The sequence below is a fragment of the Candidatus Eisenbacteria bacterium genome (assembly GCA_020847735.1).
Classification (GTDB): Bacteria; Eisenbacteria; RBG-16-71-46; order RBG-16-71-46; family RBG-16-71-46; genus CAIXRL01.
This window is the reverse complement of the sequence record JADLBL010000004.1, coordinates 12,075-33,758: the sequence shown is the minus strand read 5'-3', so window position 1 is coordinate 33,758 and position 21,684 is coordinate 12,075. Positions and strand designations below refer to the sequence as shown.

Annotated in this window: 9 protein-coding genes; all 9 read right to left on the bottom strand. The window is 73.2% G+C overall.

The features are described from left to right. Positions 1 to 345 precede the first annotated feature (345 nt). The 9 genes from IT347_02375 to IT347_02335 all read right to left on the bottom strand — a co-directional run bounded on the left by IT347_02375 (position 346) and on the right by IT347_02335 (position 21,679). Entirely contained in the window at positions 346 to 3,627 is a 3,282-nt protein-coding gene (locus IT347_02375) for a VCBS repeat-containing protein (GenBank protein MCC6348419.1), read from the bottom strand. Between the two features lie 5 nt (positions 3,628 to 3,632). Further along, entirely contained in the window at positions 3,633 to 6,236 is a 2,604-nt protein-coding gene (locus IT347_02370) for a T9SS type A sorting domain-containing protein (GenBank protein ID MCC6348418.1), read from the bottom strand. A gap of 198 nt (positions 6,237 to 6,434) precedes the next feature. After that, entirely contained in the window at positions 6,435 to 11,375 is a 4,941-nt protein-coding gene (locus IT347_02365; GenBank protein MCC6348417.1) for a DUF11 domain-containing protein, read from the bottom strand. After that, positions 11,372 to 15,937, bottom strand: a complete 4,566-nt coding sequence (locus IT347_02360) for a DUF11 domain-containing protein (protein ID MCC6348416.1) — start codon at positions 15,935 to 15,937, stop codon at positions 11,372 to 11,374. The genes IT347_02365 and IT347_02360 overlap by 4 nt, the downstream gene beginning before the upstream one ends. Positions 15,938 to 16,151: 214 nt before the next feature. Continuing rightward, positions 16,152 to 18,764, bottom strand: a complete 2,613-nt coding sequence (locus IT347_02355) for a DUF11 domain-containing protein (GenBank protein MCC6348415.1) — start codon at positions 18,762 to 18,764, stop codon at positions 16,152 to 16,154. Between the two features lie 140 nt (positions 18,765 to 18,904). Continuing rightward, on the bottom strand, positions 18,905 to 19,414 hold the full coding sequence (locus IT347_02350; protein MCC6348414.1) for a DUF11 domain-containing protein: 510 nt from the start codon (positions 19,412 to 19,414) through the stop codon (positions 18,905 to 18,907). 267 nt (positions 19,415 to 19,681) lie between these two features. Next, the gene (locus IT347_02345; GenBank protein MCC6348413.1) at positions 19,682 to 20,089 is read right to left on the bottom strand and encodes a DUF3224 domain-containing protein; all 408 of its coding nucleotides are present in this window, start codon (positions 20,087 to 20,089) and stop codon (positions 19,682 to 19,684) included. A 278-nt stretch (positions 20,090 to 20,367) separates the two neighbouring features. After that, on the bottom strand, positions 20,368 to 20,853 hold the full coding sequence (locus tag IT347_02340) for a chemotaxis protein CheX (GenBank protein MCC6348412.1): 486 nt from the start codon (positions 20,851 to 20,853) through the stop codon (positions 20,368 to 20,370). A 19-nt stretch (positions 20,854 to 20,872) separates the two neighbouring features. Further along, a complete protein-coding gene (locus IT347_02335) occupies positions 20,873 to 21,679 on the bottom strand; it encodes a protein-glutamate O-methyltransferase CheR (protein ID MCC6348411.1) in 807 nt (268 codons plus the stop codon). Positions 21,680 to 21,684: the final 5 nt, after the last annotated feature.

Below are 21,684 nucleotides of genomic sequence, written 5' to 3'. Positions count from 1 at the left end.
GGCCCAGCAGTGTCGCGTACAGCGTCCGGCTGTCGATCGTCATCGCGCGTCCTCGCGGTCAGGGTCCGCGCGCAGCCTATCAGGCCATCAAGCCGCTGTTCTCAGCCACACGAAAGTCGGAAGGCCCCAACTAAACAACAATGATAGCGGCGGAGTGCTTGCGCGGCGAGATGAAAACGGCCCCGAGGCGCCGGCGGCCGTCGGCGGACCGTCATGCATCGCCGGGGCGGCGCCCGCCGTCCCGCTCCGGGCGGCGGCCTCACGACCCCCGGGCACCCACGCGAAAAGCCCCGCCAGTCGCACGCGCCGGCGGGGCTTTCGTCTCCCGGGGGAGCGGGCCCCCTTCTAATTGAGCAGCGCGACCTTCCGCGTGCTGAGCGCCCCGTGGCCCGCGAGCCGCACCAGGTAGACCCCCGGGTGCAGCCCGGCCGAGCGCAGCGGCACGGCATGCACGCCCGGGCCGTAGCTGCCGAGCGGAACCTCGGCGACCCGGCGACCGGCCAGGTCCAGCAGCTCGAGCCGCGCGCCGCGGCCGCCCTGCGGAAGGGCGAGCGAGACCGAGAAGTCGCCGCGCGCCGGGTTCGGCCACGCGCCCAGCAGCTCGAAACGAGAAGGGACCGCCGGCGTCGCGGCGAGGACCGACTGCGGCAGGATCGTGAAGTCGCCGCTCGCGTCGCTCGCCCACCGCCGTGCCACGTCCACGACGCGCACGCGGGCCTGCGAGGTGGCGGGCGCCGTCGCCGTCCAGTCGAACGAGGTGCCGGTCAGGTTGCGCGCGATCGCGGCCCAGCTCGCTCCGCCATCGCGCGAGACCTCGACGTCCACCGCCCCGACGTGCGAGTCCTTCGTCCACGTCAGCAGGTGGTTCACCGACTCGATCAACGTGTCCCCGCCCGCCGGGTTCGTCAACGTCAGCGACAGCTCGGCGCCGCAGCCGGCGAGCAGCGTCGTCACCGAGTTCGCGCCCCGGTTGACCGCGGCGAGGTCGATGCCGCCGTCGTGGTTCCAGTCGCCGACCGCGAGCGCGTAGGGGTTCGTCCCCGCGGTCCAGGTGATGGCGGTGTTGAACGTGCCGTTGCCCTTGCCGATCAGGATGCTCACCGTCTTGTTGGCGTTGTTGTTGACGAACGCGAGGTCGGGCACGCCGTCGGCGTTCCAGTCGCCGACGCACGGGCCGCGGGCGTTCGAGCCGACGGTGACGATCGTCGCGGCCGCGGGGAAGGTTCCGCTGCCCACCCCGCCGCTGCCGTTGCCGAGCAGCATGCCGGCGCCGCCCACGGTCGAGTACACCGTGAACAGGTCGGTGATGCCGTCCTGGTTGAAGTCGCCGGTCACCAGGTCCCAGGCGTTGGCGCTGGCGTTGTGCTGGGTCGGGGCCATGAAGGTGCCGTTGCCGACGCCGTTCACGCCCTGCCCCCGCAGCACGCGCAGGTACGTGTTGGTGGTCGTGGCGATGTCCCAGATGCCGTTCTCGTCGAAGTCGCCGACCACGACGCCGCGCGTGGTGGCGCCGAAGCTGACGAGCACCGGAGCGCCGTACGTGCCGTCGGGGACGCCGCCGGCGCCGTTGCCGAACAGCAGCGTCAGGCCGCTCGCGCCGCCGGCCACGACGAAATCGGGCACGCCGTTCTCGTCGAAGTCCGCGCTGGCGACGCCGGCGGGCACGAAGCCGAGCGGAAGGCGCGTGCCGGCGCCGAAGGTGCCGTTCGGCACGCCGCCCGTGCCGCCTCCGGGGTAGATCCACAGCGCGCTGTCGGCGCCGGTGCCGACCACGAGATCGGCGAGGCCGTCGTTGCCGGCGTCGGTGACGAGCAGGCACTGGGGGCTGGCGGGCGTCGTCACCACGGACGTCGCGGCGGCGAACGTGCCGTCGCCGATGCCGCCGGAGCCGCCCCCGGCGAGCAGCGACACGCTGCCGGCCGCCTGATCCAGCGTCACGAGGTCGGCGATGCCGTCGCCGGTCAGCTCGGCGCTGGCGACGGCGATCGGCGTCGAGCCCGTGGCCTGTTCAGGGTCCACGCCGATCGCGCACATGTCGAACTTGACCTCGGCGCCGAAACCGGACGTGTCGCCGGTCGTGTGCGCGCGCACCTTGTAGAACCACAGGCCGAGGCCCGAATCGTCGAACGACAGCCCGCTCGTCGAGCCGATCCACGCGGGCGCGAAGTCGAGCATCGAGCGGCTGCGGTAGACGTCGTAGCCGGTCACGCCCGCGGTGCTGCTGGCGTCCCACGCGATGCGCACGCCGGTCGGAATCGCGCTCGCGATGACGTTGCGCGGCGGCGCGATGGCCGGGTTCGTCGCGCACGCGGCGAGGTTCACGCGCTCGCGCATGCGGGTGATGCACGCGGGATGAAAGTCCATGCGCAGGTTGTTGATGCCCCCCGAAAGCTGGTGGCAGTAGCTCATGATGGTGCCCTTGTCCACGGGCACGTGCAGCGGCGCCGACTGGCAGCCGCCCTCGCTCGCGAAGCAGGTGTCGATCGTCGCACCGGGCGGCGTGATGTATCCGAGGGCGCTCCAGTTGCAGCTGTGCGTGTGCCAGGAGCCGAAGTTGTGGCCGAGCTCGTGCGCCACCACCTCCGCGTCCCAGGTCGTCGCGTTGGTGGGATAGGCGTACGCGCAGTCGATCGCGCTCACGCCGTAGCCGTAGCCGTTGCTGGTGCTGGCGCACAGCACGTCAATGTAGGCGATGCCACCGCCCAGGCTGCGGCCCGACAGCAGGTGCGCGAGCGAGCGCGGCACGCCGCCGCGGTTGGCGTTCCACCAGGAGCGGAACTGCGGCAGCTGGTTCTGGGTGTCCACGGCCGTGTACGGGTCGGTGGTCGTCCAGAAGTTGAGGTAGCCGACGTTCAGCGTCACCTCGAGGTCGCGCTCGTAGACGAGCGAGACGGTCGCGAGCAGCGTCGCGATGTAGTTGCTGGCCGCCGTCAGGTTGCCGCCGAACTTGCCGACGATCTCGGAGTCGCAGTCCACCGCGATCGTGAACGTCCTGCGCGGCGCATCCAGCTCGATCGAATACGGGTTCGCGCGCGGACGGGCGGGTTCGCCGTGGTCCAGCGCGGCCTCGTTCGCGCCGTCCACGCCGCACTCCCACGGCGCGAGCTTCGGCAGCACGGCCGCCTCGCGGCTGAGCACGTGCAGGGTGGGTCCGGCGGCGCCCGGTTCCGGCGCCGCGGACGGCATGAGCAGCAACTGCTCGCCGCCGCGCGAGAGCGTGAGGCGCACCTCGTCACGCGTGAGCGTGAGCATGGCCCACGAGTCCGGCTCGCCGTTCACGCGACCGCGGAAGACCGCGACGTCGGGCGTGAAGGAATGCGGGCCGGAGCCGTCGGTGTAGGTGACCTGCGCCCCGGGCGCGAACAACTCGCGGCGCTCCAGCTCCAGCTCGACGGCCGAACCGTCGGCCAGTGGCAGCGCGAGCGTGCCGCTCCCGGCGCCGCGCAACTGATCGAGCGCGGCGCGGTCCACCGCGAGCAGCGTCGCGCCCGGGCGGGCGGTGAGCGTCGCGAGGCGGCCGGAGCCGGGCGCGACGCGGGTCAGCAGTTCGCGGGCGTGCGCCTGCGGCGTCACGGCGGGGAGCAGGGTGAGGCACAGGATGAGGGCGAACGGCCGGGGGAAGCGCATGGATGTCACCTCACGATGCTGACCCGCGACGTGAGCGAGTGCCCACGCTGGGTGATGCGAACGAGATAGACGCCCGATCGGGCGGAGGACCAGAGGGTGAACGGAATCACGTGCGAAGCGGCCGTGTAGCCGGTCAGCAGGCGCGAATCCACGAGCCGGCCCGTGAGATCGAAGATCTCGATGTCGGCGGGCTCGGCGTAGGGCAGCGTGAACGCGAGGTGCGCGCCCGAACCGTCGGTCGGGTTCGGGATCACGCCGCGTAGCGCCAGGCCGAGGCCCGAGGGCACGAGCACCGTGACCTGTCCGCGGAAGTACTCGGTGCCGTTCTCGAGCACGCCCAGCCGGTAGGTGTAGGTCGCGCCGGGCGCGACCGTCGTGTCGGCGTACACGACGTGTCCGTCGCCGGCCGCGGTCACCGTGTCGAGAACGCTCCACGAGCCCGTGCCCGCGAGCGTGCGGTGGAGCGCCGCGCGGAACCCGTCCGGGGGATTGGCGGTCCAGTCGAGGTCCACGCGTCCCGGCACCGCGGTCGCGGACACCAGACTGACCTGAGTGGACGTGGCGCCGATCGGCCACACCGACACGTAGGCGTCGGGCGTGCCGCCGCGCGCGTCGGACCAGCAGACGGCCAGGCGCGAGCTGCTCGCGAACAGGCTCATGTAGTCGCCCTGGTTGGGCGCGAAGGCCGACTGACAGACCGTCCAGTTCGACAGCGTGTCGCTCGCCGCGCCGATCGTCGTCCAGTTCGCGCCGCCGTCGGTCGAGCGCGCGAGATAGACCTGCGATTCGCCGCCGCTCGCGGCCGCCGGCGAGTCGCGCCAGTCGTACCAGGCGAACCAGACCTCGCCGTCGGGCCCGACCGCGACCTCGGGCAGCCAGCCGTCGAGGCCGATCGGCGCGTCGTCCACCCGCACGGGCGCGCTCCAGTTCGCGCCGCCATCGTCGGAGTGCGCGACGAACACGTCCCGCTGGTCCGAGCCGCGCTCGCCTGCGCGCGCCGCGAGGCCCGTGCGCAGCCGGTAACCGCCCGAGCCCGTTTGCGAAGCGACGCGCAGGAAGTAATCCCCGCTCGCCGGCGCCGTCCAGATCCAGCCCGGCTTGTAGCCGGCCGCGACGTCGGACCCGGAGGCGGTGGTCCACGCCAGGCGCGTCACGCCGTCGGCCGCGAACATGCGCAGCGACAGCGTGACCCCGATGTTCGAGGAATCCGCGAAGGCGAGGATCGTCTGGCCGGCGTCGAGGTGGACACGGAAGTAGTCGAAGTCCGCCGTCGAGGCGAGCGCGCCGCGAACCAGATTGCCCGGCGCCATCGGCGAAGCGGCGGCGGCGGTCTCGTTGGGCTCGACCTCGGAGGCCGCGCCCGAGGCGCCCGCGTTGCCGGTGTCGTCGTACCAGTTCAGGCACTCGGCCCACGCGAGGTAGATGCGCCCGCGATGCGGGCCCGAGCTGTGGTCCACGGCGAGCGAGGGAAAGTTCGGGATCGGACTGTCGCGGTTGAAGCCCGGCGCGCCGGTTCCGTAGTTGGAGAAGAACGACACCGCGTTCACCGGCGCCGAGAACGACGCCCCGCCGTTGGTCGAACGGCTGAAGCGCACGTAGTCGGCGTCCACGAGGCCGATGCCGTAGTAGGCGACGTACACGTCGCCGTTCGCTCCGGCGACCGCGCGCGAGGCCTGCACGAACCCCGCTTCGGCGTCGGCCGAGATCCGCACCGGCGAAGTCCAGCCCGCCAGCACGCTGTCGGCGGACTGGAACTCGATCTGGTCCAGTCCGGACGTGAAGTTGGTGTAGCTGAGCAGCACCCGGCCGGTGCCGGGGTCCACGCTGAGCCACTCCTTGTCGAGGAAGTTGCTCGAAGCGTTCTCGACGCGCGCCGCGACCTTCGTCGTCCAGGTGAACGTGCCGCCCGAGAAGCGGCCCATGATCACGCCGATTCCGTTCTGTCCGCCCGCGGCGTCCGCCAGCCCGGCATAGTAGAAGGCGCCGGTGTTCGGGTTCACGCTCACGACCGGGTCGCTCGCCCAGCGCCAGCCGGAGGGCGTGGTCGGAGTCGGCAACGTGCCGCGATCCGTCCACGTCTGCCCGCCGTCGGTGGAAGTCGCCCAGCCCTGCGCCTGCTCGGACGGCCAGCCCTTGCTGTCGTTCCATGCCGCGACCATGTAGTCGCCCCACGCCGCGATCGAGGTTTCGCTCTGCGTCTCGTTCGCCGCGTCGCCGGTCGTGTCGTTGACGCGCACGTTGGGCGTGGGCGGCGCGCTCGCGCGCAGCGGACCCGGCACGCGCGCCGCCGCGACGGTCCGTGGCGCGGGCCGCAGTCCGAGACGGGCGTCCTCGTCCTTCACCTCGGGCTTGTCGCGCTGGCCGCGCCGGACGATGGCGGTGCGGCCGTGGCGTTTCATCTCGCGCGCCAGCTCGCGCAGCGCCTTCTCGCGTTCGCGGCGCTCCTTTTTCTCGTGCAGCGGTTCGCGCAGCAGCAACGCCGCCTGGTAGCGCTTGAAGGGCGACGCCGACTGCACCCGGGCGCCGGCCGCGAGGGCGTCCGTGCCGGGCAGGGAGGGCACGAGCGCGCAGGCGGCCAGGAGCGCGAGGAGGCGGGGGTGCCGGAGCATGCGGAGTCCTTTCGGTGCGTCGCGATCTTCCCCGGGCCCTGCCGCCGCGGCCCCGGGGGGGGAAAACGGCGCGAGAAGTCTAAAGGACTTTCGGCGATTCGGCATCCGCCGGGCCGTCGGGCCGTCGGGCCGGAGCGGGCCGGCGAAGCGTGGCGCACGCGGCGCAGGCCGGAGCCGGACGCCCGCGCCCGCGGCGGACTACTGCACCCGCACCCGGTAGCTGACCGAACCGCTTCCGCCGGGGGCGAGCGCGCCGGCGAGCGACCACGAGACCGGTCCGGTGGCGCCGCTGGCCGGCTGGGTCAGCGAGCAGCCGGTGATGCCGGAGCCGGGACTCGCGCAGGTCGCGGAGTCGAACACGGTCCACGTCGGGGTCGTGTCGTTGATCACGATGTTCGAGAGCGGCTGTGAGCCGGGATTGACGTAGGTGATCGTGTAGACGAGGTAGTCGCCGGGGCGCGCCGAGGCGAGGTCCACGCTCTTGGTGAGCACCAGGCCGTTCGCGAGCGCCACGGTGGTGACGTCGCCGAGCGCGTCGCCGCCCGCGAGCGCCGGGCTCGCGCCGGTGTAGGTGAAGCTGGCGGTCAGCGTCGCGGTCTCGAGCGCGCCGGCCGGCGCGCCCGGCGGCGCGGAGTGCCGCGCGATCACGCACAGCGAGGCGCCGGCCGCCAGCGGGACGCTGGCCGGCAGCGGCGGCTCGCCGGCTTCGAGGACACCGTCGCAATCGAGGTCGCGGTACAGCGTCATGCTCCAGCCCGGGATCGCGGGCGAGGGCGCCTGCGAAGCCGCGATGCTGGCGCTGCCGGCGCTTCCGGCCGTGAAGCGATGCGGGTAGAACGCGACGCCTCCGGGGGCGACCGTCCGCGCCTGCGGCGCGATCCAGGTGTTGCGCGGCACGTGCCCGAAGGCGAGCCCGGAGTAGAGCGCGCCGGCGCCGGCGGTGAAGGTGACGTCGTCTCCCGCGCGGTCGTACGCGCCGCCCGAGTTTCCGCCGCCGCCGCCGGTGGCGAGCCAGCCCGCGGGCGCGACGGCCTGAACGCGAACGCCGGGGCCGGCCGCGGCGAACGGCAGCCAGAGCGCGAAGGCGCCGGCGCCGTCGCTGCTGGTCGAGTCGCAGACTCCGCCCGCGCAGGCGCCCGCGGCGAGCCGCACGCGCGCGAAGGCGACACCGGCCTCGCCGCCCTGCGGCGCGCCGTCGTTGGCCGAGCCGCCGCCCGCGCCGTCGTCACGGAACACCGTTCCGTCCACGCGGCTGCCGTGCCACAGGCCGAAGTTCACCCCGGTCACGTCGGTGGCCGCGACGGTCACGCCGGGCCGGACGCCGCCGGCGTTCTCGACGCCGATCCAGCCCGCGGGATAGACGGGAGTGAACGCCGCCGGATCCGGATCGGTGTCGAGGTGCACGTCGAAGCCGCCGGTGCCGACGAAGGTGAACGCGTAGGCGCCGCTCGCCGGCGCGACCGCGACGACCTGCGCGGCGACGGTGTTGCCCGAGGCGAAGAGCTTGGCGTACAGCGACGCGCCGGTGCCCGGTTCGAGCCCTCCGCCGGAGCCGTCGTGGTCGAGATCCTCGTACGCCCAGCCGCTCACGGTGACCCCCGTCTCGACGGTCACGCGGCCCGAGAACTCCGACGTGCCGGCGACCGCCAGCGTCGCGGTGGCGGTGAGCCGGCCGCCCGCCACGACGCCCGGGGGCGCCGCGACGGTGAAGCGGAAGCGGTTCGTCATGTCGGCGCCCTGAGCGAGGCCGTTGACCGTCGGCGGGTAGGTGCTCGAACCCGCGTCGAGGTCGGCGCCCGAGCCTTCGGTCAGCGTGGTCACGTAGGCCTGCCCCTCGCCGAAACCGCTCGCGTCGCCGTCGCTGGTGAACAACTCGATCGTCGCGCCCGGCCGCGCCCAGCCGGTGATCGTGAAGCTGCCGTTGGCGAGCACCGCGGTGGCCAGCACGGGGAAATTGAGCAGCGCGTTTCCGCCCGCGTCGGCGTCGAACAGGTCGTTGAGCGTCCGGTAGGGAGCGGTGCCCTGCGCCGGATCGTCGCCCGCCGCCTGCAGGTCAATGCCGATTTCACCGCTCGGGCCGGCGCCGCCGTTGTTGGCGATCGTGCCGTTCAGCGACAGGGCGTTGCGCGTCAGCGTATTGCCGCTCGCGCCGTTCACGACCTGGATGCCGGCGCCGAAGTTGAGCGTCACGACACAGCGGTCCACGCGGTTGCCGTTGCCGCCGAGGCGCAACCCCGCGGTCGCGACGCCCGCCCCCGCGCCGATGCCGCTACGGCGCACGGTCAGGTCCGTGAAGTTGTTCGAGCCGGTGCTGGTGCGCGCGTCCACGCCGTTGCCCTCGGTGTCCGAGATCCAGCTGTTGCTGAAGGACGAACCGAGGCTCGCCTCGATCGAGATCGCTCCGCGCGCGGGGTTGCCGAGCGCGTTGCCGCGGATTTCGCAGCCGCTGACCGTCCAGCCGTCCGAGGCCGTGGCGAGCGTGATCGCGCTGCCCACCGACCAGCCGAGCAGGCAGTTCTGGACGGTGCCGGCGTCGCCACCCGCTCCGCGCACGAGGTCGCCGCCCGCGCGCAGCGCCGCGCCGGGGTCGGCCCAGGCGGACGCCGTGGCGCCGAGGACGCACGATTCGATTCGCGCCGAGGACGCGCCCGCGCCGACGCGCACGCCGGCGTCGGCGGCGCTGCCGGGAGCGTTGCCGAAGCCCGTGAGCGCCAGGCGCGCCACCGACTGGCCGGCGCCCTGCAGGTCGAGCCCGATCGCCAGCGCGGCGCCGTCGCGCAGCTCGACCTCGGGGCCGGGAACGGGCGCGAGCAGGAACGCGTCGGTGCCGGTGGTCTGTCCGCCGCCGAGCGAGACGGGATTGGTGTTGCCGACGTTGGCCGTCTGCGTGCCGCCGTCCACGCGCGTCGCGGCGTCGGTGAGCGCCGGCAGCGGCGAGAGCGGTGCGATGCGCACGACCCCCGCGGTGAGCTGGTTCGCGAGGCCCGCGCGCAGGCCCGGATGCGCGAGGCCGTCGCCGACCATGAACACGCTGGTCTCCGTGCCCGCCGTGAGCCCCGCCTGCGCCAGGCCCGCGTTGCCGAGCGCGTTGGCGTTGAGCAGGAACTGGCGCAGCGTGCCCTGCCCGGTGTCGGCCGTGCGGACGATGGTGTCGAAGTTGTAGCCGAAGTCGAGGCCGGCGACATCGGCGATGCCGAGCGTCACCGCGGTCACCGACTGCGGCGTCGCCGCGCCGCTCGTGAGCGAGGCGAGCGTCGCGGCGGTCGTGTTCGAGTCGGCGTCGGCGAGCGCCGGGTTCTCGCCGCCCACGCGGTCGGTGACCGCGACCGCGGCGCCGGAGACCGCGTCGGTGCGGAAGGTCTGGACCGGCAGCAGCCCCGGGACCGCGCCGGGGCGCGACGAGCGGACCGACGCGTTGACGACGCGGAGGGTGTAGCTGCCCGCCTGCCAGCCGTCGAAGACGTAGGCGCCTCCCGCGCCCGCGGTCACCGCCTGCAGGAACGCGCCGGCCGAGGAATAGAGCTCGACGCGCGCGCCCGGCCGTCCCGTACCGCCCGAGCCGGCGAGCGTGCGGCCGGCGCCGCCGCCGTAGGCCGCGTCCTCGAACACCGTGCCGAGCATGCGCGCGGCGGTGACGGTCACGACCGTCGGCTGCAGGCCGCCCGTCACGGCGTCGCCGTCGCTCTCGGCGACGAAGTCCACGCCCGACTGCGCGCCCGTGAACGCCAGCCAGCCCTGGTTGGAAACGAGGGTGCCGCTCGGCGCGGGCGGGGTCACCTGGACCCGGAAGCGCACGCTGCTCGCCACGCCGATGTCCAGCTGGCCGCCGCTCGCGCCGTTGGCGCCCGTGCCGAGCCGCGCCACGACCGTGCGGGAGGCCGCGGCGTAGTCCATCTGGTCGTCGCCGGCGCCGTCGGTCTTCGCGCCGGCGTTGGGCCCGCTCAGCACCTGCATCGAGCCGGGGACGAAGGCGGCGTTGGCCGGCAGCGTGTCGCGCATGACGCAGGCGGTCGCGTGATCCTGGCCGGTGTTGCGCATCGTGACCGTGTACTCGAGCACGTCGCCGGGCTGGACCGCGCCTCCGTTCACGTCGGTCACCGTCTTGGTGAAGTTGCTGGCGTCGAACACCGGCGCGTAGAGCTCGGTCGAGAACGCGACGACGCCCGGGTAGTAGGTGTCGCCGTTGGTCGTCAGCGTGATGGTCGCGCTGGTCGCGCCGTTGGCGAGGATTCCGTTGGCGCTCACCAGGTCGGCGTCGAAGCCGTACTGGTTCACGTAGTCGGGATTCTTGGCGGTGAAGCGGGCGCCGAGCTGCGAGATCGAGCTGTTGAAGAAGTTGGTCGCCGGGTTCACCGCGTCGGAGAGCGGCGTGCCGTTCAGCTGGAACGCGTCGCCCGTGTAGCCGAGGTCGCCCTCCCAGGTGACGACGCCGAGCTTGCTGTTGACCGCGCCGGCCGGCGGGGTGACGAAGCCGGAGACGTTGATGTTCACCGAGGTCGTGCCGCTCACCAGCGCGTAGCCGTCGTACACGACCAGGTTCCGCGGCGGCTCGCTCGCGAGACCGTACACCACCACCAGCGCCCAACCGCCGTGCACGTTCGTCTGGTTCGGAGTCGAACGCACGTTGGCGGCGCGATAGGTGCCGCTCATGCCCGCCTGCACCCTCGCGGTGACGTCCACGAAGCACTTGTAGGCCCGTCCGCTCGCGTCCGTCTGCGTGGCCGTCAGCGACACGTAGCCGCTGGCCGGGGTCAGGAAGCGGACGGTGTTGCGCGCGGCGTTGTTCGAGTAGCCGCCCCAGTAGAGGCCGGCCCACAGCACGGTGGCCCCGGGCGGCAGGGCGAGGTCGGCGCTGCTCGAGGAGAACGTGGTGCCGTCGCCGTCCACGTCCACGTAGACCATGTTGAAATCGTTGTTGTTGACGTTGTTGCCGGTGCCGTTGCGGCCGTTCGCGCACGAGTTCGGACCGCCGCCGCCGCCGCTGCACGTCATGATGGTGTTGCCGATCAGCGTGATGTCGCCCGGCTGGTTCGTGGTGAAGCGCGGCGTGAAGGCGCGCACGACCTGCGCGCCGGCGGGCGCGGCCGCCATCGCGAGCAGCAGCGCCGCGAGCGCGAGGGCGCGCGCGGAGCGCGTCACCGGCGCACCCCGTCGCGCTGGAAGAACGTCTCGTCGAACTTGACCCGCATGCGCAGGTACGCGCCCGAGCGCGTCCACTGCTCGCCGGTCAGCTCGTCGTCGGCGTAGCCGAAGCGGTTGAAGCCCAGCGACACCCACGCGCCGCCGGGCAGCAACCGTCCGGCTTCGGCGCCGAGCCCGTACTGGCGTTGCGCGATCCGGCGCCCGGCGAGAACGCTGGCGGTGAGCCCGCAGTCCCACTGCCGCCCGAGGTCGCGCGTGACGCGGCCGTGCAGCCACTGCGCTCCGCCGGCGGTCACGAACCCGGCCGACTGCTCGCGCGTCACCTTGCCCGCCCACGCGAGCGACGTCTCGAACTCGCCGGCCCGCGCGGTCGTCGCGAGGCCCGCGATGTTGGCGACGCGGCGCGTGCGTTCCCCGATTCCGGGCGCTTCACGGTCGTAGCGCAGCTCCCAGCGCCCGATGGCGTCGAACGGTCCGCCGGGGCGATAGGCGAAGGCGAGCTGCAGCCGCTCGCGTGCGTCGCCGCCCTGCCCGTGGCGGCGTTCGAGCGTCAGCAGGTGCCGGCCGAGCCCGGTCCAGGCCGAGTCGAGCCTGACCGCTGCGGCCAGGCTCTGCAGGAACTGATCCGACGAGCGGTTCGTGCGCACCTCGGCCCGTGAGGAGCCCTTCCACAGCGGATCCTCGGTCCAGTCCACGCTGCCGGTGAGCGCGGTGCTCGGACCCTGGTTCGAACCCTGCAGCGGCGTCACGCGCTCGAACGACGTACCGACGCGCATGCCGCTCGCGAGCTTCCAGCCGTTGCGCAGGCCGACGGCGGCCTGCGCCTCGCGGCCGCCGAAGGCGTCGCCGAGGCGGTACTCGCTGAACAGGTGCGCGTCGCGTGCGACGTCGGCGTCCACGCCGACCACCGTCGCCGCCTGCTTCTGCGCGCCGGAGAGCGCCCAGGCGGAGGAGAAGCTGGACAGCAGCTCGTGGCGCGCGTAGAGCCGGCCGCGCGGGCTGAAGCGGTACTCGCCGCCCAGCGCCGCCATGCGCCGGTCGAACTCGCGCGTGTCCTGCTCGAGCTCGCCGTAGCCGCTCCACTCGGGGCGCTTCGGCCACTGCGCGGCGAGCCGGGCGCGAATGGCGGCGCTCGCCGGTTCCCCGCCCGGGGCGCGGGTGTCGAGCTTCGACCAGCGCACGCCCAGCTCGCCGCGCCAGGCCTCGTCGAGCTGCCGGTCGATCGCCAGCATCGCGCCTTCGCGCTTCTCGTCGCCGCGGGCGTCGGCGGAGAACAGCGCCTCGCCGTTCAGCCGCGTGCGCGGCGCCAGGCGGGTGCTCCAGCGCGCGCCCGCTTCGCTGCGGCCGCCGGCGAGCCCCGCGCCCGGGTTGTCGAAACCGTTCGAGCTGACCGCGCCCCACACCCGCGCCTGCACGCGGTCGTCCTCGCGCCGCAGCTCGAACCGGCCGGCGTCGCCGGCGATGCCGCCGACGTGGCGCGTCGAGGCCCACTCGCCCTCGAGCTGCATGCCGGCCGGCAGGCGGGCGGCGGTCGAGATCGAGCGCAGCTCGAACGGGGCCGCCGGGTCGTGGTCGTCCACGTACACGCCGCCCAGCTCGAGCTTCGGGTTGACGCGCACGCGGCCCTCGACGCCGTTCACCCAGGCGGGCGCCGCGCCGCCCGAGACCTCGTAGGTGACGCGCACGAAGACCGGGTTCAGCTCGGCGTCCACGCTCGGCACCGGCGCGCGCAGCAGCACGCGGCCGGTGAGCGGTTCGATCTCGTAGTCGGTGAAGCGTTGCTTGACGCTCGCCGCGCGCACGATCGCGGGCTGCGCGCGGTCGCGCACGATGATCTCGACCCGTTCGGAGTTCTCGACCATCGGCAGGCGCGTGAGCTGGTAGGGGCCCGAGGTGCCCTCGCCGCGCAGCTCGTCCACCGCGCGCGCCGAGCGGTCGCGGCTCGTGAACGCGCTGAAGGAGCCGGCGTCGTTCGCCCAGCGCGCCGCCGCGCCGGTCAGGCTGCGGCTGTAGTTGCCCAGCGAGCGCGCGCCGGCGCCGCCGGTGACGAAGTCGCCGTACAGCACCGACGCCTCGCGCTGCTCGAGGCGCACGTAGAGCTGGCCCGTGGACTGCGCCTCCCAGCCGCGCGCCGAAGCGTCGCCGAGCACCGGGAAGCCGCGGTCCGGCTGCAGGTCGCGGAACTGCCGCAGGTCGCGCGGCCGGTCCGAATCCCAGCCGACCGTCAGCAGCAGCGACTCGCGCACGCGGCCCTTCAGGAACATCGCGCCGTGCGCCGTCGCGGCCGCCTCGCCGTCGCGGCTCTGGCTGGCGAACTGCGTCGTCGGCGCCTCGAACGAGGCCTGCTGCCAGGCGGCGCCGGGCCGCGCGCGGGCGAAGCGCCGCAGCGAGACCACGCCTTCGAGCGAGCCGACGGCGATCAGCGGGCGCAGGTCGGGCACGAACTCGACCGCGGCCGCGGCGCGGGTCCCGCCGGTGGTGGCGGTCACCTTGACGGTCGCGGGCGTCGCCGGCGCGACCAGCGGCACGCGCAGCGCGCCGCCCTGCATGGCCACCTGCACGCCCGGCGTCGCCGGGTCGAGATCGCCGGCGCCGAGCCGTCCGCTGCCTGCGTCCAGCGTCACCAGCGTGTGCTCGCCGACCGGAACTCCGGCCGCGTCCACCGCGCGCAGCAGCAGCGAGGCGACGCTGTGTCCGTCGGCGGGCACGCCCGCGGGCGCGCTCCACTCGAGCCGGGCGATCGGTCCCGGCGCGACCAGGCGCAGCGCGACGCGCCCGACCGAGCGCGGCGGCGCGACTTCGAGCACGTTGACGCCGGGGCGCAGCGAGACGCCGATGTACTCCCACACCTCGAGACCCTGCCGGGGCACGGCGAAGCGGCGGCCGATGCGGGACTCGGGCAGCACCGTTCCGTTCACGCGCAGCAGCAGCGGAGTCCCGAGCCGGCCCTTGACCACCACCGGCACCTGCGAGCCCGCGACCGTGTCGAGGTCGGCGAAGCCGACGAAACCCAGGTCCGGATCCAGGTCCGGCAGCATGGCCTCGATCGCGGCGGCGTCGAACACGGCGGGCGCGGCGGCCTGCGCCACGGCGGTGGCCGCCTGCGGGACCGCGGTCACGACCGGCAGTTCGCTCTCGCCGGTGACGATGCGTTCGGCCGGCAGCGAACGTGGATCCGGCGTCGCGCGCGAGCCGGCGAGCGCCTCCGCGCCGCGGCCGAGCACGCGCTCGCGCTCGTCGGCGCCGCGGCCCGCGACGGCGCTGCGCCGCTCGCCCGCTTCGCGCAGCATCGTCGTGTCGCCGACGGCGGCGAAGTCCGCGCGCACGAGATCGCCGCGCGTCAGGTCCACGAAGCGCACGCCCGGCAGGCCCGACGAGCGCAGGTCGGTCTCGGCGACCGCCGCCGAAGGCGGCAGCGTCGTGCGGTCCACCTTGAGCGCGTGCGTGCGCGGCGTGAGCCCGGTCAGGCTGTAGCGGCCGTGCTCGTCGGTGACCGCGAAGGAACCGTCGTCGAGGTAGAGCCGCACGCCCGCCAGCCCGGGCTCGCCGGGCGAAAGCCGGCCGTCGCGGTTGGCGTCGTAGTAGACCGTGCCCGTGACCATGGCCTCGTCGGCGAACGCGTCGCCCTGCACGCGCACGACGGCGAGGGCGGTGTTCGAGGTCGCGACGCCGGAATGCGCGACCGCCTCGCTGCGCGCGTCGCCCGCGGGGGCGCCGGGGCCGACGCGCGCGCGGTAGACGAGCTCGACCTCGCCGCGGGGCGCTAGGCTCCCGAGCGCGTGGTCGAGGCGCGGGCCCGGCGCGCCGGCGGGATCCGGGGCGGGAACGCCGCCGATCCGCGCGGTTCCGCGCACGTAGGTGAATCCCGGCGGAAGCGCGTCGTCGAGCGTGACCGACGCGAGCGCGCTGTCGGAGCGGTTCGCGACCCGCACGCGGTAGTCGAACTCGTCGCCCCACTCGACGACGGGGCGCGAAGCGGACTTCTCGGCGAACAGCACCACCGCCGGCGCGAGCGGCGCGACGTCCACGCTGTCGGTCACCGAGGCGGTGACCGACTGAAAACCGCTCGTGGCCCTCAGCGAGAAGCGTCCGAGCCCGGGCGTGCCGGCGGCCTGGACCGTGACCAGCAGGTCGGCCGAGTCGCCGGGGGCGATCGCGAGCGTGCCGGCATTGGGCACGACCACGTCCGCGCCGCCGACCTGACCGTCGCGGTCCACGTCGTGCACGAGCGTGAAGGCGCCGAAGTCGAACTGATCGCCACCCAGGTCCACGGCTTCGAGCTGGAAGTCGCCGGTGAAGTTGCCGCGGTTGCGAAGCCGGTGCTGGAACGTGACGCTCGCGCCCGCGGCGGCCGAGGCGCGGCGGTCGGGCCACAGCGAGACGCCTTCGAGCACCTGCACGTGGGCGGTGACGGTGTTGCTGGTGCCGAGGACCGGCGAGCCGCCGGAGGAGTCGCGGCCGGAGGCGTAGGCCGTGTTGGGGATCGGCGTGCCCGCCGGCGGCGCGGCGAAGGCGGGCGGGACAAGGGCCAGAACAAGCCCGAACGCCCACGCGCGCATCGGGGCGGGCGGGGCGTGTCGAAACCGTTCTGTGATCCTTGCTGGGCTCATGTACCGGGTCCGGGTTCCCCTCGGGCCGGGCGGGACGGACCAGGGTGCCGTCCTCGCCCGACGCCTCGGGGTGGTTGCGGGCGTCGGGACCTTCCGTCCCGGCGCCCACGACCGGCGCGAAGCTTCCGTGCTCCGCGCCGGTCGCTGCTTCAGCCGCGTGACATCACGGGAAGGCGATCCGCACGCTGAACTGGATCACGGCCGACTGGCCGGGTCCCAGAACGCCCACGTTCGCCGTCACCGCGCCGCTCGCGCCGTCGGCGGGCACCGTGATGCCGCCCACCGTCGTGCTCGCCAGGGCGGCGTTCCACGACCAGGTGTTGGCCGGGGTCGCGTCGTTGACGACGACACCGGTCACCGGCGTGGTGCCGATGTTCGTGACCGTGATCTCGTAGCGGATGCACGCGCCGGGCACCGCGCCGTAGGCGAGGTTCGCCGACGTGAACGTCGAGTCCGCGACGCCGTTGCAGTCACGGTCCACGCTCTGCGTCTTGGTGATCGTGAGCTGGCCGTTGATGACCGTGGTGCCGTCCGTCGCGTTGGCGACCGCGGGGACCGGGTCGGTGTAGGCCAGGTTCGACGTCGTCGCCGAGACCGTGGTCGTGTTGAGCTGGCCCAGCGGGGCGCCGGCCGGCGCGAACACCTGCACGAACAGCCGCACGCTCGCACCCGGGGCGAGGCCGCCGAGCGACGAGAGGTCGGAGACCGGCTGGTCGGCGCCGTCGAAGCCGCCGTTGCCGTTCGTGTCCCAGTACAGGGCCGAACTCCAGCCCGCCTGGTCGTTGGCCATGGCGAGCGACACGAAGCTGCCCGTGCCGTCGCCTTCGAGCACGTTGCCGGTGTTCGTCAGCATGTGCGTGTACACGACGAAGCCGCCGGGGGCGACCTGGGCCGAGTTGTTCGGCACCAGCGTCAGGCTGCGCACGACGCTGACGCGCACCTGGTCGTGGATGCGGTCGGACGCTCCGGAGACGGGCGATCGCGAGCGGAAATACAGGTCCACGTCGGCCGCGGCCGCGCCCGCGGGCACGTCCACGTCGGCGTAGACCAGCGTCGCGGCGCCGGAAGCGATGACGCCCGTGTTGGTGATGACGCTGTTCGAGGCGTTACGGAACGTCACCGACCAGCCGGCCGGGAGCGTGATCGCGCCGAACGTGTTGTCGGTGCTCGCCGCGAGGTCGAAGTTGTCGTTCTGGCCGCTGGTGTTGTTCACGTACAGCGTGAAGCGCGTCGTCGTGCCGGGGGTCGTGGTGTTGCGCACCACGAACGCGGCCTCGGGGCCGGGTCCGGCGCCGGGAGCGCCCGGAAGCGCGGAGTCGTTCGTGAGGTCCACGCTGTTGGCGACGATGGCCGTCAGCACGTCGGTCGCCACCGCAGAGACCAGCGGATTCGTCCACGAGGTCGCCGTCTTGGTGAGCGAGTAGGGACCGCCGGTGGCGGCCGAGGGCAGCTGCACGCGCAGCACGACGTCGTACGTCGCGCCGGCGGCGACGGGCCCGGTGTCCGGGATGCCGTTGCCGTTCGAGTCGGTGAGCAGCGCGAGCCCGCCGGTCTGGTACAGCGTCACCGAGCTGCCCGCCGGGAACGTGCCCGTGTTCACCGTGATGTCGAACACGTCCGAACCGTTGCCGTTGTTGGTCAGCGTGTTGGTGAACGTGACGACCGAGCCCTGCAGCGCGCTCGGGATCGTCTGGCCGGTGAACGTGAGCGCGACCGCCTGGTTCACGGTGAACGACGCGAGGTTGGTGAAGAACGGTCCGATGTTCGCGACGCCGTCGTTGTAGGCGAAGCGCGCCGAGTTGTCGATCACCTGCGGAGCGAGGCCGGCGTTGACGTTGACCTGGAAGGTCACGCTGCCCGACTGGCCCGGCGGCACCTGGTTGAGCTGCGCGGTGACCGCGCCGCCCGTCGCGACGTTGAAGTCGAAGCGAACGGTCGCGGGGGCCACGCCCTGCGCGTCGGTCGAGTCGGCGTCCGTCAGCGGCGTCGCGCCCGTGACGCTCCAGCGCGCGCTGCCCGGCACGAACGTCATGCCGGCGGGAATCATGTCGGTCAGGCGCAGGCCGGAGGCCGTCGCGTTGCCCGAGTTGGTGTACGACAGGGTGTAGGTGTAGGGGCCGCTCGGCGAGGCGCCGTTGTTCTGGCTGATCGCCTTGGTCACCGCGAGCACGGCGTTGCCCGTGACCGTGACCTGGTCGTCGTTGAACGCCGTCTGCGCGCCGTCGAAGGTGCTGACGGCCGAGACGCGGACGTTCGAGACGTCCCCAGCCACCTGCGTGCCGGGCACGCTGCCCATGAGCACGAAGTGGAACTGTGCGCCGGGCGCCAGCGTGCCGGTGGTCGCGAGCGGGACGAAGTTGTCCGCCACGCCGTTGGCGTCCGCGTCGGCGTAGAGCGCGAGGCCGGTCAGGTCGAAGTTGTCGCCGCCCAGGTTCGCGACCGTGAGCGGGAACGCGTCGGACCCGTTGCCCGTGTTCGTGAGGACGTGCGGGAACGCGACCGATCCGCCGGGCGCCGAGGTGCGCGTGCCGTTGGCGGTGAGCGTGAAGCTCGCCACCTGCTGCACGACGGTCGTCACCGGGTTCGAGGTGACGGTGTGCGTCTGCGAGGCGGCGTCCACGTACGTGGCGCTCGCCGTGTTGCCGATCGGCGTGCCCGCGGGCGGCGCGGCGTTCGCCGCGATCGCCAGCAGGGCCATCGCCGCCACGGACGTCGCGAGGACGCCGAAGCGCACGAGGAGCCGCCGGCCGAGGCCGGGGTTCTGCGGGACCTTCATGGTTCCCCTCCGAGGATGGTGTTGCCTGCTGCCGGTTCTGACTTTCATGGGCCGTCGCGGAGAAGGCGGATTCCGGCGTTCGGGCGCCCGGACCGCCTCCCGTCACGCGGCAACGGGAAATGGGATTCGGTGTCCGGCGCTCAGCGTTCGTTCGCGGCCACGCTCGCGAGCGGGGCGACCCGCATGCGCGCGCGCACCGTGCGCGACTCCTTCGCCGCCAGCGTCCCGATGGACCAGCGCAGCGCGCGGTACTCCGCGAGGGGAACCTCGCGGACGACCTCGCGCCCGTCGGTCGTGCGGACGGTGCGGACGAGCGGAACCGGGGCGAACGTGCGGCCGTCGGTGCTCGCGAGGACCACGGCGGGCGCCGCGGTCTTCGGCAGGTACTCGAGCCCGCTGGGCACCGGCAGGGTGGCGTCGAGTTCTCGAACCGCGGTGCGGCCGTCATTCTTGTAGACCGCGCGGTACTCGATCACGTCGCCGGGCCGGGCCTTGTCGGCCGACACGAGAACTTCCTTGCCTTCGACGATCGTCACGCGCTGCGAGCTGAGTGCGACGCGGACGCCGCCGTCCGCGAACGCGGTCGCCGGGGCCGAGAACGCCGCGGCAACGATCGCGAACGCGAGGGCGCGCTTGAGGTGCTGGAACATCGCCGGAACCTCCCTGGTGGGTCCGATGGACGAATCGCGGACCGCCGCCCGGCGCAAAGGACGCCGCGCACGACGGACCGCTGCGAGGCTCCGGAGCTGCGCGCGAGGAGGAAGGGCGGGATGGGCACCCGGCATGAGGACCGCGTGGGCCCCGCCGACGGGGGGTGGACGCCTCGTCCCCGTTATCGGGCGGCGGGCGGGCCCGGCTTTAGCGCCGAGTGGCGTTTCGCAACGCGCCGGGGCGGGCGGCGCGGCCCGGCGGCGCCGTCAGGCGATGCGGTCGGGCAGCGTGTAGTCGAGGACGTACGAGTGGGCCCTATCCTCGATCACGATCTCCATCGAGCCGGCGAGGCCCTCGAGCTGGCCCGTGCCCGAGTCGGGCACGACGGTGACGCTGAGTGCCTGCGCGCCGCGGGTCATCGTGCCGCGATGGAGAAGGGCGAACGTGCCGTGGCGTCCGTGCAGCGTGCCGATCACCCGCTCGAGCGCGACGTAGCTCCCCGAGCCCTGCACGTTTCCCATCGCGCTCAGCATCTCGCCGGTGCTCGTCGCCTCGAGATCGCCGTGGAAGACCTTGTCCAGGGACATGCGCCCGAGCCCCGACTCGGCCGCGACCTCCGAGAGCGCGAGCGGAGCGAGCTTCACCTCGAACGGCCCGGTGGCGCGGGCGGTCACGGGTTTTCGCCTTCCGTCCCGGGCTTGCGCGGCCGGAAGCCGTTCATCGTATCGAACGTGACCGTGCTGCCGGGCGCCGTGTCGGTCTGCGTGCGCTTCACCGGATCCTCCGCGCGTTCGAGGCGCTGCGTCGAGGGAGGAACTATCGCGGCCCGGACGGGCCCTCGGCAAGGGGCGCGCGAGGCCCGGAACATCATGGGCACGACAGCGCGGGCACGACGGCATGGGCGCCACATCATGGGCGCGGCGGCCGCGATGGACCTGCGGCCGCCGGCGCCCTACGCCGCCTTGCGCTGCTGGAGCGTGCGGCGATAGACGCTGAGCCGGCAGGGCACCGGCCCGAGCCGGACTTCGGCGCCGAGCACTTCCATGCCGGGCCCGGCGCTGATGGGACTCGGCAGGTACATCGGCAGCCCGAGCCGGAGCTGGCCGTCGCGGCCCGCCATCTGCGACTTCACCTTGCCGGCGACGATGTTCATCACCTCCGAGACACCGTCGGCGACTTCCTTGTCGGTCAGGTCCTCGCTCGCGCGCAGCCCGAGCAGGCCGCGGGCGAGCGCGTGCAGCCCGGCGCTGGTCGTCGAGAGCCCGAGATGGATGGAGTTGCGCTCCGAGAGGATGGCGATGTACGCGCCGGGACGCGCGGTCTCGGCGGTGGCGAGATCGGTCTTCGCGTCGAAGCGCATGGAACCGGTGGCGAACTCGGCCGCGGCGGCCTCGAAGGTCTTCAACCACTCCTGCATCGGGATCGTGTCACGGCCCATCGGCTTCACCTCACTCCCTTCAGCGGACGCCCGGCCGCGGCCGGAAGGCCACGGTGCGGCCGAACGAAACCGGTTCGAACGAGTCGTCCATGGTGAGCGTGGTCTCGCCCCCGCCCAGGAACAGCAGGCCGTCGGGGGCGAGCACGCGGTGCACGTTGCGCAGCACGGTGCGGCGCGTCGCGGCGTCGAAGTAGAGCAGCACGTTGCGGAGCAGCACGATGTCCTGCGGCGGCATCGCCGGCCACGGCGCGGTCAGGTTCAGCTCGCGGAACTCGACCGCGTTGCGCGCGTCGTCGCGCAGCCGCCAGTCGAGCCCGTCCTTGCGGAACCACTTCACCAGCATCGGCGCGGGGAGTCCGCGGTTGACCTCGATCTGGCTGTACACCGCCTCGCGGGCGCGCCGCAGCACGCTGGTCGAGAAGTCGGTGGCCAGCAGGTGCACGTGCCACGAGACGAGCTGCGGAAAGTGCTCGCGCAGCAGCATCGCGACGCTGTACGGCTCCTGCCCGCTCGCGCAGGCGGCGCTCCACAGGCGCAGTTCGCGCGTGGTCGTGCGCCGCTGGATGAGCTGCGGCAGCACGCTGCGGCGCAGCTCGTCGAACGGGTGCACGTCGCGGAACCACGACGTCTCGGCGATGGCGAGGCATTCCGCCACGCGGCGGTGAAGCACGCCCCAGCTCTCCTCGGTTCGCAGGACCTCGAGCACGTCGGTGGGCGAGCCGAAGCCCTCGTCGGTCGCGAGCGAGCACAGGCGCATCTCGACGAAGTACTCCTTGCCCTCCTCGAGACGGATGCCGGTGCGCTGGAAGAGCAGCGTGCGCAGCATGTCGT

Excerpts from the sequence above, each read along its gene's own strand:
- IT347_02375 (MCC6348419.1), bottom strand. The coding sequence starts at position 3,627 with ATGCGCTTCCCCCGGCCGTTCGCCCTCATCCTGTGCCTCACCCTGCTC.
- IT347_02370 (MCC6348418.1), bottom strand. The coding sequence starts at position 6,236 with ATGCTCCGGCACCCCCGCCTCCTCGCGCTCCTGGCCGCCTGCGCGCTC.
- IT347_02360 (MCC6348416.1), bottom strand. The coding sequence starts at position 15,937 with ATGCGCGCGTGGGCGTTCGGGCTTGTTCTGGCCCTTGTCCCGCCCGCC.
- IT347_02350 (MCC6348414.1), bottom strand. The coding sequence starts at position 19,414 with ATGTTCCAGCACCTCAAGCGCGCCCTCGCGTTCGCGATCGTTGCCGCG.
- IT347_02355 (MCC6348415.1), bottom strand. The coding sequence starts at position 18,764 with ATGAAGGTCCCGCAGAACCCCGGCCTCGGCCGGCGGCTCCTCGTGCGC.
- IT347_02340 (MCC6348412.1), bottom strand. The coding sequence starts at position 20,853 with ATGGGCCGTGACACGATCCCGATGCAGGAGTGGTTGAAGACCTTCGAG.
- IT347_02335 (MCC6348411.1), bottom strand. The coding sequence starts at position 21,679 with ATGCTGCGCACGCTGCTCTTCCAGCGCACCGGCATCCGTCTCGAGGAG.